10 protein-coding genes are annotated in these 12,688 nt (G+C 69.1%); 6 read left to right on the forward strand and 4 right to left on the reverse strand.

Annotation, left to right across the window (positions count from 1 at the left end; translation table 11 throughout):
* Nucleotides 1–39: 39 nt before the first annotated feature.
* On the reverse strand, nt 40–924 hold the full coding sequence (locus GH664_RS11095; protein ID WP_153168131.1) for an NAD(P)H-binding protein: 885 nt from the start codon (nt 922–924) through the stop codon (nt 40–42).
* A gap of 21 nt (nt 925–945) precedes the next feature.
* Here GH664_RS11095 and GH664_RS11100 point away from each other — a divergent pair, with 21 nt between their 5' ends.
* The 4 genes from GH664_RS11100 (at nt 946) to GH664_RS11115 (ending at nt 7,489) form a co-directional block, all read left to right on the forward strand.
* Nucleotides 946–1,968, forward strand: a complete 1,023-nt coding sequence (locus tag GH664_RS11100; RefSeq protein WP_153168132.1) for a CDP-6-deoxy-delta-3,4-glucoseen reductase — start codon at nt 946–948, stop codon at nt 1,966–1,968.
* An 18-nt stretch (nt 1,969–1,986) separates the two neighbouring features.
* Nucleotides 1,987–3,123, forward strand: coding sequence for an EAL and HDOD domain-containing protein (locus GH664_RS11105; protein WP_153168133.1), 1,137 nt, complete (start codon nt 1,987–1,989; stop codon nt 3,121–3,123).
* 116 nt (nt 3,124–3,239) lie between these two features.
* Nucleotides 3,240–5,249, forward strand: coding sequence for a HAMP domain-containing sensor histidine kinase (locus tag GH664_RS11110; protein ID WP_153168134.1), 2,010 nt, complete (start codon nt 3,240–3,242; stop codon nt 5,247–5,249).
* Between the two features lie 53 nt (nt 5,250–5,302).
* A complete protein-coding gene (locus GH664_RS11115) occupies nt 5,303–7,489 on the forward strand; it encodes a bifunctional diguanylate cyclase/phosphodiesterase (RefSeq protein ID WP_228111479.1) in 2,187 nt (728 codons plus the stop codon).
* Between the two features lie 163 nt (nt 7,490–7,652).
* Here the strand turns inward: GH664_RS11115 and GH664_RS11120 are convergent, their stop codons facing one another.
* The 3 genes from GH664_RS11120 to GH664_RS11130 all read right to left on the reverse strand — a co-directional run bounded on the left by GH664_RS11120 (nt 7,653) and on the right by GH664_RS11130 (nt 10,627).
* Nucleotides 7,653–7,961 carry a c-type cytochrome gene (locus GH664_RS11120; protein WP_153168135.1) on the reverse strand — a complete coding sequence of 103 codons (309 nt, stop codon included), beginning with the start codon at nt 7,959–7,961 and terminating at the stop codon, nt 7,653–7,655.
* Between the two features lie 226 nt (nt 7,962–8,187).
* Nucleotides 8,188–9,039 carry an NADPH-dependent 7-cyano-7-deazaguanine reductase QueF gene (gene queF / locus GH664_RS11125; RefSeq protein ID WP_153168136.1) on the reverse strand — a complete coding sequence of 284 codons (852 nt, stop codon included), beginning with the start codon at nt 9,037–9,039 and terminating at the stop codon, nt 8,188–8,190.
* 103 nt (nt 9,040–9,142) lie between these two features.
* Nucleotides 9,143–10,627, reverse strand: coding sequence for a cobyric acid synthase (locus tag GH664_RS11130; protein WP_153168137.1), 1,485 nt, complete (start codon nt 10,625–10,627; stop codon nt 9,143–9,145).
* Between the two features lie 121 nt (nt 10,628–10,748).
* Here GH664_RS11130 and cbiB point away from each other — a divergent pair, with 121 nt between their 5' ends.
* Nucleotides 10,749–11,705, forward strand: a complete 957-nt coding sequence (gene cbiB / locus GH664_RS11135) for an adenosylcobinamide-phosphate synthase CbiB (protein WP_153168138.1) — start codon at nt 10,749–10,751, stop codon at nt 11,703–11,705.
* Nucleotides 11,698–12,684 carry a threonine-phosphate decarboxylase CobD gene (gene cobD / locus GH664_RS11140; protein ID WP_153168139.1) on the forward strand — a complete coding sequence of 329 codons (987 nt, stop codon included), beginning with the start codon at nt 11,698–11,700 and terminating at the stop codon, nt 12,682–12,684. Before cbiB ends, cobD begins: the two co-directional genes overlap by 8 nt.
* The last annotated feature ends 4 nt before the right edge of the window (nt 12,685–12,688 follow it).

Genomic DNA, 12,688 nt, shown 5'->3' on the forward strand with positions numbered 1-12,688 from the left:
GCTCCTGTCAGATGAAAACCTGGAGATCGTGCGCACCGCCTAGGCGGTGACCCGCCGCTGCAGCGCCGCGCGGATGCCGTCGGCCACCGTCGGATATTGCAATGCAACACGAAGTTCCCGCTTCATGCGCCGGTTGTCGAGACGGCGCGACTCCGCCATGAAGGACAAGGTCATGGGCGACAGGTGGTCCGCGATCTGCGTGCGGGCAAGGCGAGGTGGCCGCGGCAGGGCGAAGGCGTCGGCGACGAGGTCGAAATAGTCACCCATCTTCAGGCAACTGTCATCGACGGCGTTCCACACCCGGCCGCCACGCGCGCGGAACAGCGCGGCACAGGCCAGGCGCGCGAGGTCGTCGGCGTGGATGTGGTTGGTAGCAACGTCGTCCTCCGCTGCGAGCACCGGATCGCCACGCTGCAGGCGCTCCAGCGGCAGCCGCTCGGCAGCGTAGATGCCGGGCGCGCGCAGCAGCCCGACCCGCACGCCACTGCGTCGCCCGAACGCCCGCAGCAGACGCTCTGCCGCCACACGCCGCCGCGCGCGCGCGCTTTGCGGACGGCAGGGCCGAGTCTCATCCACCCACTGCCCGCCGCAGTCGCCGTAAACCCCTGTCGTACTTATGTATATCAGGGCCTGTGGTAGACTTCCGGCCGTTCCAAGCGCGGCCAGCAGGGCCCGGGTGCGCGGATCGCCTTCCCCCTGGGCGGGCGGTGGCGCGAAGTGCAGCACGGCGTCGGCAAGGCCGGCGAGACGCTTGAGGCTGCGCCGGTCGTCAAGGTCCCCGACGATGGGCACCGCGCCTGCCGAGCGCAGCGCGTCGGCATGCTCGGCGCGACGCACCAGGGCGAACACCTTGAAGCGCCGCGTCAGCCAGGGCAGCGCGCGAGCGGCGACGTCGCCGCTGCCGATGATCAGAATCCGTTTCATTTGCAAATTATCTCACGCCCCATGTCGTACGAGATTTCACTCCAGCCCGGCAATCACCACTTCCGCGCCAATGCGGACGAAACCATCCTCGACGCCGCGCTCAACGCCGGCCTGCTGCTGCCCCACAGTTGTCGCGACGGCGCCTGCGGCGCGTGCAAGGGCAAGGTGCTGGCGGGCGAGATCGATCACGGCAAGCTCACCGAGGGCACGCTGACGCAGGAAGAGCGCGAGGCGGGCTATGCGCTGTTCTGCTGCGCGCAGCCGCGTTCCGACCTGACGCTGCAGGCGCGCACGGTGACCCGCGCCGGCGACATCCCGGTGAAGAAACTGCCGTGCCGGGTGCAGAAGCTGCAGCGGCTTGCCCCCGACGTCATGCTGCTCGACCTCAGGCTGCCGGCCAGCGAAGCCTTCCAGTTCCGCGCCGGCCAGTACATCGACATCCTGCTGGCCGATGGCCAGCGCCGCAGTTTCTCGATTGCCAACGCGCCGCACGACGCCGGCCATGTCGAACTCCACCTGCGCCGCATCGACGGCGGCCGCTTCACCGGTCAGGTGTTCGAGACCATGAAGGAGAAGGACATCCTGCGCTTCGAAGGGCCGCTTGGCGGTTTCTGGCTGCGCGAGGATTCGACGCGGCCGGTGGTGCTGGTGGCGGGCGGCACCGGCTTCGCGCCGATCAAGGCCATCGTCGAGCATGCGGCACACACCGGCACCACGCGCCCGCTGACCCTGTACTGGGGATCGCGCAACCGCGCGGGGCTGTACCTGGACGAGCTCGCCCGCGCCTGGCAGACGACGATCCCCGGCTTCACCTACATCCCGGTGCTGTCAGACGCACAGCCCGGTGATGCCTGGGACGGCCGCACCGGGCTGGTGCATCAGGCGGTGCTGGACGATTTCGCCGACCTGTCGGGCCACGAGGTGTATGCCTGCGGCGCTCCGGCAATGATCGACGCCGCGCGCAGCAGCTTCATCGGCACCCGCGGCCTGTCGGAAGAGCATTTCTTCGCCGACGCCTTCACCTTCGCCACGCCGGCCAACTGAGCCCGATACGAGACCCACATGAACCAGGCCGCCCTGCTGACCCGCGAGCCCGTGGTCAACAAGAACCGCGCAATCACCGCCAACCGCCTGATCGCACACGGCCTCAACCTGGCCGCCGTGGCGGACACGCTGAACGGAATCGCCGACATCTGGCCGAAGCAGCATCCGGTGTTCGTGAGCCTCGCGCGCCTGATTCCCACGCCCGACCTGCTGGCCTGGAAGGTGCCCGAGAACACCCTGCTCGAGATCCCGGTGCAGGCCCTCGCCCACCCCCAGACCCAGGCCCTGCTGCCTGCGCTGCAGGAGGCCGGCACCAGCGTCTGTCTCACCTGGTATGTGCCCGGCAGCGCGCTGCCGGCGGGCATCGACTGGCGCTTTGTGCTGATGGATGCGCGCCGCCAGGCCGCACCCGGCGACGCGCCTGGCCTGCCGATGGCCTGGGGGCTGAGCGACGTCGGCGCTTTCCGCGACGCAGTGGCTGCGGGCTATGCCGGTGCCTCGGGCTGGTTCTTCCTGCACGGCAATCCGCCCTCCAAGGCGCTCTCGCCAGGGCACGCGCAGATCGTGCGGCTGCTCAACCTGGTGCGCAACAATGGCGAGATCCGCGACATCGAGGCCGTGCTCAAGCAGGACGTCGCCCTCTCCTACAAGCTGCTGCGCTACATCAACTCCGCCGGCTTCGGCCTGATGTGCGAGATTCAGTCCTTCCGCCACGCCGTCAGCATCCTCGGCTACGACAACCTGAACAAATGGCTGTCGCTGCTGCTGGTGACCGCCAGCCGCGACCCCAGCGCACCGGCGATGATGCAGACGGCGATCACGCGCGGACGCTTCATGGAGGAGGTCGGCAGCGACTTCTTCGACAAGTCGGAACGCGACAACCTCTTCATCACCGGCGCTTTCTCGCTGCTCAGCCTGCTGCTGGGCACCTCGATGCAGAACCTGCTCGACGAGATGAGCCTGCCGAGCAACGTCACCGAGGCGCTGCTTCACCAGCAGGGCGAATTCGCCCCCTTTCTGAAGCTGGCGCAGTTGTGCGAGAACTTCGACGGCAGCGCGCTGGCCAAGGCGAGCCAGGAGCTGCATCTTCCGCTTGATAAAATCAACCGCGCGCAACTGGTGGCGCTGGGCTTCGCCGACAGCCTGCAGGCCTGAGAGCTGGGCGCGCAGCGCTGCGCAGTCATTCACGGGCGGGATCCCGACCTCCCACTAAAATCATGGTCCCGGCCTTCGCGCCGTGACGCCCTCCTCTCCTGCACCGTCCGCCACTCATGGTCCCTGTCGCTTTCAGCGCGCTCGACGCGTCGCCGATGCCCGACGGTTGCGCCACCGTCCTGCGTCTGCTCGCGGCCAGCTCGCCGAACTGGCCCGAAGTCGCGCTGGTGGCGGCGCGCGACCCGGTGCTGTGCCTTGCGCTGCTGAGCGCGTCGCCGCTGGCCAACGGCGAGCTCGACGAAGGACTCAATGCCGTGCTGAGACGACGGCTCGAACGCCTCGGGCCCGACCTGCTGCGCGCGTGGCTGCTCGGCGCGGTACACGCACCGGCCGTCGCCGGCGGCGACAGCCTCGCACTGCTGCGCGGCGAATGCGCGCTGCACCTTGCGCTGGAAACCCGCTACCCGCGCCCCGACGAGGCCTATCTAGGCGGTTTGTGGCAGCATCTGGCCGAGTTGGCGAGCAGTCTCGACACGCGGGGCGGCAGCGGCGATACCCCCCCGAAGGATCCCGATCAGCGCCCGGAATTCACCCGCATCGTCCGCGCCTGCGGGCTGTCCGAAGCACTGTGCGATGCGCTTGCGCTCGGCACCCTCCTCAGCGAGCAGTTGCGCGGCGCCCATCCACTCGTCCGCGTGCTGCATGCGGCACGGCTGCTCGCCGCGGACGACTGGCAAGCTCGCACCACCGAGGTCGCCGCACTGACCGGACTCGGCAGCGCCAGCATCGTCAGCCTGCGCACCGACGTCGCCTACATCGTGTCGGGCCACGCCGTGTATCCGCCGCCCCCCGGCGGCGAAGCTGCGCTGGCCATCGCCGCGGACAACCCCTTCCGCGAGGCGGCCATCAGCGGGCTGCTCAATGCCGCCTTTGCGGACCTGGAGGCCGCGGGGGTCGCCGATCGGCTCGCCATCGGCGCAGCCTTCTTCGGCATTGCCGCCGAGCCCATCCTGCTCGCCGCCGACGACGCCGGCAGGCTCCGCTCGCTGCTGCCTGCTGCACGCAACGGCACGTCGACGCTGATCGACGAGCTCGACCTGTCACTTGACGACGAGCGCAGTTGCATTGCCATGGCTGCACGCTCGGGCGAGCTCACCACGCACGACTGGGCCGGCGCCCGGCCGCACCGCAGCATGACGGATTGGCATGTCGCGCGCTGGCTCGGGCAGCAGGCCTTCACCTGCCTGCCGCTGCCCGCCGCAGGCCACACCGCGATCGCCGTGCTGCCGGGCGCCGCCGCACGCAGCGGCGCGCGTCTGCGCGGCCTGTCCGCCGCGCTGCTGGGTGCGGGCGCGCGCGCGATTCGGGCCGCGCAGCGCCGCGAGAATGACGCCGCCACACGCGAGGCGGCGCTGCAGCAGCGCTTCCGCGAACATGTGCGCAAGATCGCGCACGAGGCGACGAATCCGCTCACCGTGGTCAAGAACCGGCTTGAACTGCTCGGACAGCAACGTGCGGACGACACTCCGCTGCAGGACGAGATGCTGCTGCTAAACGCCGAACTGGACCGCATCGACAACCTGCTGCGCCGCGCCTCCGATCTGCCGGTCGAGTCCGCCGAGGCACCGAGCTGCCGCGTCACCGAATTGCTGCTCGAGATGCGGGCGGTGTATGGGGAGGCGCTGTTCGCACAGCACGGCATCGGCTTCGAGTTGCGCGCCGCGCGCAATGTGCCCGATGCCGCGATACCGGCCTCGGCCCTCAAGCAGGTGCTGCTGAACTTGCTGCGCAACGCCTCCGAGGCGCTGCAGCCGGGCAGGCGCGTCACGGTGTCGGTGATGGGCACGGTGATCCTTGACGGCCGCGCCCAGGTCGAGATCCGCGTCGCGGACAATGGGCCAGGCCTGCCCGCAGATCGACTCGCCGATCTGTTTTCGCCCAGGCCCAGTTCCAAGGGCGGCGGGCATCAGGGACTGGGCCTGAGCGTGGTGCGCGACATCCTCGCGCAATCGAAAGCTTCCATCATGTGCCGCAGCCAGCCGGGCATCGGCACCAGCTTCCAGATCCTCGTGCCGCTGGATCAATCCGGCGCAGTGTTGCATCATGTAACAGAATCACGATCTTGAAACCAAGCGAGCGCGGAGTGATGGTCATCCCGGGTGAACAACCCTTCAACGCCATGTCCGGCAGCCCCCCCGCGCACCAGGAGCCTGCGGTACGCATCCTGATTGTCGACGACGATGCTTCGTTGCGTGCGACCTTCACTCAAGTGCTGGCAAAGCCCGGGCGCAACTTCGATGCCTGCGGCACGGTGGCGGATGGCATCGAGTCTCTCTCGAGCCGGGCGTACGACCTCATCCTGCTGGACAACCGGCTTCCCGACGGCACCGGCCTCGCGGTGCTCGACTGGCTGGTCGAACACTCGCGCGAAGAAGTCGTGATCATCATCAGCGGCGAGAATGACGTCGACTCGGTGATCGGCGCACTGCGCCGCGGCGCCGACGACTACGTGCGCAAGCCATACCACATCGCGCAACTGCAGCGCGCCGTCGAGAGTGCCCTGCACAAGGCGGCGCTCGAAAAGGTCAACCGCGCGATGGAGCAGCGCCTGAAGGCCTCGGAGAGGCTGCATCGTTACCTGGTGGAGAGTTCGCCCGACCTCATTTTCACGCTCGATGCAGAGGGGCGCTTCAGCTACATCAACCCCCGGGTGAAGCAGTTGCTCGGCTTCGAGCGTGGAACGCTGATCCGTCGCCCCTTCACCACACTGGTGATGCCCGAGGATGTGGACCGTATCTGCAGCCTGCTGAGCCTGCCGAGCACGATGCCGGGAGAGAGCTTCAACGTGGAGCTGCGCCTGCGTCGCAACCGCGGCGAACTCGCGCCGGTCGAACCCGACAGCCTCACCGTGTCGCTCACCGGCATCCCGATGCTCAGCCAGCAGGGCGAGCGCCGCGTCGTCGGCCTGTATGGCGTGGCGCGCGACATCTCGGAACGCAAGCGCGCCGAGGAAATCATCTCGTTCCAGGCCTACCACGACCAGCTCACCCACCTGCCCAACCGCGTGCTGTTCAAGGACCGGCTCGAACTGGCCATCACCCAGGCGCAACGGCGCACCGGCGCGCTGGCCGTGATGTTCGTCGACGTCGACCGCTTCAAGCTCGTCAACGACACCTATGGCCATGCCGAGGGCGATCTGCTGCTACGCGCCATCGCCTCGCGCCTGTCGTCCACCCTGCGGCGCGGCGACACGCTGGCACGCCTGGGCGGCGACGAATTCACCGTGCTGCTGCCGGACATCAACCAGCCCGAGGACGCGGAGACCATCGCACGCAAGATCGTCACCACCCTCAGCGAACCGATCAAACTCAGCCAGGGGGATTTTCGCGCGACGGTCAGCATCGGCATCGCCCTGTTCCCGCGCGACGGCAGCACGGCCGAGGACCTGACGCGCCACGCCGATATCGCGATGTACCAGGTCAAGCGCTCGGGCAAGAATGCCTTCCGCTTCTTCGACCCCAAGCTCAACACGCATCACCGCGAGCGCATCGCCCTCGAGAACGACCTGCACCAGGCGCTCGAGCGCAACGAGCTGGAGCTGTTCTACCAGCCGCAGATCAGTCTGTCGCAGGGCAAGGTGATCGGCATGGAAGCACTGCTGCGCTGGAATCATCCGCAGCTCGGCCAGGTTCCGCCGGCGACTTTCATCCCGGTGGCGGAAGAGGTCGGCCTCATCGGCCAGATCAGCCGCTGGGTACTCGACACCTCCTGCGCCCAGCTCGCCCGTTGGCGCCAGGCGGGACATCGGGACGTCAGGCTGTCCATCAACCTGTCGCCGCACGATTTCGGCCACCGCGACATCGTGAGCTCCATCGTGACCTGCCTGACACAGCATGACGTGCCCGCAAGCCAGATCGAGCTCGAGATCACCGAAAGCATGATGATGAACGACAGCGCCGGCGTCGCGATCAAGGTGCGGCAATTGCGCGAAGCCGGCATCGGCGTGGCGATCGACGACTTCGGCACTGGATACTCGGCGCTTGCCTACCTGCAGAAGTTTCCGGTCAGCACACTGAAGATCGACCGCAGCTTCGTGCGTGAGCTGGACGTGACGATGACCAATCCCATCATCTCGGCCATCACCGGCATCGCCCGCGGCTTCAACCTGCAGATCATCGCCGAGGGCGTCGAACGGCCGGAACAGGCGGACGCCTTGAAGGCGCTGGGCTGCGATGTCATGCAGGGCTACCTGTTCGCACGGCCGGCCAGTGCCGGCGAGGCCGAAGCATGGCTGAGGCAGGCGCCGGCCCCATCCATGCACACCTACCCGGTGCAACCCCGCTCAGCGCAAACGCACCTGCACTGAGAGCCTGCCCGACCGCGCGCGCAGACAGGCGACGAAGGCGGCAGAAACAGGAAGGCAAAGCGACAGGCGCACGTAAGGAGGGCCGACATCGCAAGATGTCGGCCCTCCTGTCAGCTTGCAGCAGGCCTGTTCCGGCATGACCGGAACAGGCTTTGGTAAGGCATCACTTCTGCGCCAGGATCCACTCGACCAACTGCTTGGCCTCGGCGTCATTCACCTGCGGGTTGGGAGGCATCGGCACCTGGCCCCATGCACCCACGCCACCCTTCTGGATCTTGGTCGCAAGCATCGCGGCCGCGTCCTTCTGGCCGGCGTACTTGGCGGCCACGTCCTTGTAGGCGGGACCGACCAGCTTCTTGTCGACGGCGTGACAGGCAAGGCAGTTCTTGGCCTTGGCGAGGTCGGCGTTGGCGAAGGCCGGCGCAGCAGAGAGAAGACCCGCGGCAACCGCGGCAGCAACGAACACTTTCATGGTCCTTACCTCATCGATGTAGGGCGGTTGAAACTGCGACGGATGTTAAACCACCGCGCTGCATTTTCCTATGCGGGGATACCGCCAGAATGATCTTTTTTTTGCAAGCGCGCGAGCCTGTCGGACACCAATTTGAGATGCATCAAAACCACGCGCCAGCGCCCGCCAGGACTCGACCTCGCCCGCATCGAAAAGGCCCTCGCAGACGCGCGGACCGACACTGACGCTATTGCCGCACTTCGATCTCTTCGCCGCCATGCAGTCCGGCGTGCGTCGCACGGAAAGGGTTGATGTCGAGCCCGCCGCGCCGCGTGTAGCGCGCCCACACCGAAAGCTCCGCCGGCCGGCACCGCGCGAGGACGTCGCAGAACACGCGCTCGACGCACTGCTCGTGAAACTCGTTGTGCCCGCGGAAGGACACGATGTAGCGCAACAAGCCCTCGCGCTCGATGGCCTGGCCGCGGTAGCGCACCACCAGCATGCCCCAGTCGGGCTGCCCGGTGACCAGGCAGTTGGACTTCAGCAGGTGGGAATAGAGGGTCTCGCGCACTTCCGCACCACCGCCGGCAGCGCGCAGGAAGGCTGGCTCGGGCTGGTAGGTGTCGACCGCGATCTCCAGCGCATCGAGGCAGAAGCCGTCCGGATAGGCCGCCGCGCGCCGGGGTCGCTGCAGCAGCGGGACGATGTCGACGGCCACCGCGCCACCGGCCGCGGCCGACAGGTCTCGCGCGATCGTTTCCTGCACCACGTCGACCGAGGGAAAACGCTGCTGGTTGAAGGAGTTCAGGTACAGCTTCAGCGACTTGGACTCCACCAGTCGCGGCGTCGAGGCTGGCACGCGGAACTGGCCCAGCGCCACCACCGGCTTGCCGCGCGGGTCGAGCCAGGACAGTTCGTAGGCGTTCCACAGGTCCTCGCCCACGAAGGGCAAGGCGTCGGCGCGCAGGCCCAGTTCGGAGCGCTTGAGCTGGCGGTCGATCGGGAACAGGAGTTCGGGCGCGTAAGTGTCGCGGTAGGCCACTGGACGGCCCAGCGGGGAAGACTCGGCGCCGTGCGCGGATTCGGCTTCGGGATTCATGGGCAAATTGTAGTCATGCCGACCCGGCGTGCGCAGCAATCTTGTTCAGGACCGCTGCGGCCCCCACGGGGAGCGGCTGCGGCAAGCCGGGCGCCAGCGTGGCTCAGACCGGCAGCGCGCCGCCGAACAGGGCAGCGAGGTCGACATGCGCCTCGACCGCATCGGCCAGCCGGTCGAGGTCGGCCTCACGGCGCGCCGCGAGATCCACCGTCGCGACTGCCTGCCCTCCTGCCCATTCGAGCAGCGCAGCCAGCGCCGCTGGCGCGTCGAACAGTCCATGCATGTAGGTGCCGAGAATCTGGTCGTCGGCCGAGCGCGCACCGTCGGCGCGCATGCCGCCATCGGAACGCATCAGCTCGAGCGCCGGACGCGCGAGCGCCGGCCCCTCGCACACACCCATGTGGATCTCGTAGCCCGCCACCGCGGGGCTGCCGTCCAGGGTGAGACGGCCGCGTACGTTGTCGAGCCGTTTGTCGCGTTCGAGCACGGTACGCATTTCGAGCAAGCCCAGGCCCGCCATGCTCCCCGCCGCGCCCTCGACGCCGTGCGGATCGGCAAGCTCCCGTCCCAGCATCTGGAAGCCGCCGCAGATGCCGATGAGCTTGCCGCCATAGCGCAGGTGACGGTGGATCGCCGGCTCCCAGCCCTGCGCCCGCAGCCACGCGAGGTCCGCCTGCACACTCTTGGAGCCCGGCAGGACGATGAGGTCGGCCGGCGGAATCGCCTCGCCCGGGCCGATCCAGCGGAAGTCCACTGCCGGGTGCAGGCGCAAGGCGTCGACATCGGTGTGATTGGAGATGCGCGGATACACCGGTGCCACCACGCGCAGCGCGCCCTCGCCGGCGGCGACATCCCCCGCCTTGTCGGCCAGCGCATCCTCCGCGTCAAGGAACAAGCCGTGCAGGTAGGGCATCACGCCGAACACCGGCCGCCCGGTGCGCTCCTCCAGCCAAGCCAGGCCCGACTGCAGCAGGCCGATGTCGCCGCGGAAGCGATTGATGACGAAGCCGCGCACACGCGCCTGCTCCGATGGGGACAGCAGTTCCAGGGTGCCGACCAGGTGCGCGAACACGCCGCCACGGTCGATGTCGGCCACCAGCACGACCGGCACGTCGGCCGCTTCGGCGAAGCCCATGTTGGCGATGTCGCGGTCGCGCAGGTTGATCTCGGCCGGGCTGCCGGCGCCTTCGACCAGCACCGCGTCGTAGGCGCCGACCAGCCGCTGCCAGCTCTGCATCACCGCCGCCATCGCAGTGGGCTTGTAGGCGTGATAGTCGCGCGCCGACAGGCTGGCCACTGCACGGCCGTGGATGATCACCTGCGCGCCGATGTCGGTCGACGGCTTGAGCAGCACCGGATTGAAGTCGGTGTGCGGCGCCACGCCGGCGGCCAGCGCCTGCAGCGCCTGCGCGCGGCCGATCTCGCCGCCGTCGGCGGTCACCGCCGAGTTGAGCGCCATGTTCTGTGGCTTGAACGGCGCCGTGCGCAGGCCGCGCCGCCGCAGCACACGGGCGAGGCCGGCCACCAGCGTGCTCTTGCCGGCATCGGAGGTGGTGCCCTGCACCATCAAGGTCAAAGCCTGGGACATCGCGTAAAATCCGGCACCGCTGTTTCGGGGAGCGGATTATCGCCGATCGTGGGCGAAGTCCGCGGGCTTCGAACGCCCCCTCCGCTCGCCGGCCCCCAATCCTCCACGACACCGTCTTGCCATGTCCGCCTTCAGCCTCCTCGTCATCAAGCTCGTCGCCGGGCTCCTCGCCGACCGCCTGTTCGGCGAGCCGCGACGCCTGCATCCGCTGGTGGGCTTCGGCCGCTGGGCCGCGGCGGTGGAGCGCGCGGTGCGGCGCCGCGCCGAACAGCGCGCCGCCGGGGCGATCGCCTGGGCGCTGGCGGTGCTGCCCTGGGTCGCGCTGGCGGCCGCCCTGCGCGCGGCCCATCCGCTCGCGCACTGGCCGGTGGATGTCGCGCTGCTGTACTTCGCCCTTGGCGGGCGCAGCCTCGTCGAACACGCCGAGGCCATCGCCGCGCCACTCGCCGCGGGCGACCTGGAACGCGCGCGCGAACGCGTGGGCTGGATCGTGAGCCGCGACACCGCCGCGCTCGACGCCACCGGAGTGGCGCGCGCCGGCACCGAATCGGTGCTGGAAAACGGCAACGACGCAGTGTTCGGCGCGCTCTTCTGGTTTCTCGTTGCCGGCGGCTGCGGCGCGCTGCTGTTCCGTCTGGCGAACACGCTGGACGCCATGTGGGGCTACCGCACGCCACGCTACCTGCGCTTCGGCTGGGCGGCGGCACGCATCGACGACGTGCTGAACGCGCTGCCCGCGCGCCTGACGGCGCTCACCTACGCGTTGCTGGGTCGCACCCGGCTTGCGCTGGCGTGCTGGCGCCGCCAGGCGCCGGCGTGGGACAGCCCCAACGCCGGGCCGGTGATGGCTGCCGGCGCCGGCGCGCTGGGTGTGTCGCTGGGTGGCGCCGCCCTCTATCACGGACACGTCGAGCAACGGCCGCCGCTGGGCGAAGGCGCGGTGCCGGATGCTGCCTCGATCCGCGCCGCGGTGCGTCTCGTCCGCCACGGGGTGCTGCTGTGGCTGGGTGCGGCAATGGTGCTGGCGCTGGCCGCACCCGCGCTCATCGCCGGGCTTGCGGGAAGCGCCGGTGCTTGAGCACGGCGGTCGCTTGCGCCGCGCCGCAGCCCGCCATGGCATTCCGCTGGCCGACTGGCTCGACCTGTCCACCGGCATCAACCCGGTTGCCTACCCGGTTCCGCCTGTTTCCGCTGAGGTGTGGCAGCGCCTGCCGGAAGAGGACGACGGCCTGCAGGAAATCGCCGCCGCCTATTTCGGCACGCACGAACTGCTGCCCGTCGCCGGCTCGCAGGCAGCAATCCAGGCACTGCCTGCGCTGCTGCCCGGCGCACGCGTCAGCCTGCTCGCACCCAGCTACGCAGAACACGCACACGCGTGGCGCGGTCGCGCGGTGCACCAGTGCGACGCCGCCGGACTCGACGCTGCGGTGGATCGCAGCGACGTGGTCGTGCTCGTCAATCCCAACAATCCCAGCGGCGTGCACTTCGCCCGCGACAGCCTGCTCGAATGGCACACGCGCCTGGCGCGACGCGGCGGCTGGCTGATCGTGGATGAGGCCTTCATCGATGCCGAGCCGGGCGCCAGCCTCGCGGCGCAGGCAGGCCTCCCCGGCCTCGTGGTGCTGCGCTCGCTGGGAAAGTTCTTCGGCCTTGCCGGCGCGCGCGTCGGATTCGTGCTGGCCCCGGCTGCGCTGCGGCTGCAGCTTGCGGAAGCGCTGGGGCCATGGGCGATCAGCGGGCCGGGACGCCACGCCGCGCGCCACGCACTGGCCGACCGCGACTGGCAGCAGCGCATGCGGCACAAGCTGACCGCCGACGGCGCGCGGCTCGCCGCCCTGCTGCAGGAAGCGGGCCTCGGCAGCGTATCAGGGCCGGCGCTCTTCAAATGGTTTGCGCACCCCCGCGCGGCAGCGCTTCACGAGGCGCTGGCGCGCCGCGGCATCCTGGTGCGGCTGTTCGACACGCCGGCCAGCCTGCGCCTCGGCCTGCCGCCCGACGAGGCGGCGTGGACACGGCTGCGCACGGGGCTGAGCGCCGCCCTGCACGACATCGCCTGACCCG

This window comes from Thauera sp. 2A1, assembly GCF_009469595.2.
GTDB lineage: Bacteria > Pseudomonadota > Gammaproteobacteria > Burkholderiales > Rhodocyclaceae > Thauera.

What these genes read in the sequence shown, in the direction of transcription:
- GH664_RS11095 (WP_153168131.1), bottom strand. Translation starts at nt 924, where the DNA reads ATGAAACGGATTCTGATCATCGGCAGCGGCGACGTCGCCGCTCGCGCG.
- GH664_RS11100 (WP_153168132.1), top strand. Translation starts at nt 946, where the DNA reads ATGTCGTACGAGATTTCACTCCAGCCCGGCAATCACCACTTCCGCGCC.
- GH664_RS11105 (WP_153168133.1), top strand. Translation starts at nt 1,987, where the DNA reads ATGAACCAGGCCGCCCTGCTGACCCGCGAGCCCGTGGTCAACAAGAAC.
- GH664_RS11110 (WP_153168134.1), top strand. Translation starts at nt 3,240, where the DNA reads ATGGTCCCTGTCGCTTTCAGCGCGCTCGACGCGTCGCCGATGCCCGAC.
- GH664_RS11115 (WP_228111479.1), top strand. Translation starts at nt 5,303, where the DNA reads ATGTCCGGCAGCCCCCCCGCGCACCAGGAGCCTGCGGTACGCATCCTG.
- GH664_RS11120 (WP_153168135.1), bottom strand. Translation starts at nt 7,961, where the DNA reads ATGAAAGTGTTCGTTGCTGCCGCGGTTGCCGCGGGTCTTCTCTCTGCT.
- queF (WP_153168136.1), bottom strand. Translation starts at nt 9,039, where the DNA reads ATGAATCCCGAAGCCGAATCCGCGCACGGCGCCGAGTCTTCCCCGCTG.
- GH664_RS11130 (WP_153168137.1), bottom strand. Translation starts at nt 10,627, where the DNA reads ATGTCCCAGGCTTTGACCTTGATGGTGCAGGGCACCACCTCCGATGCC.
- cbiB (WP_153168138.1), top strand. Translation starts at nt 10,749, where the DNA reads ATGTCCGCCTTCAGCCTCCTCGTCATCAAGCTCGTCGCCGGGCTCCTC.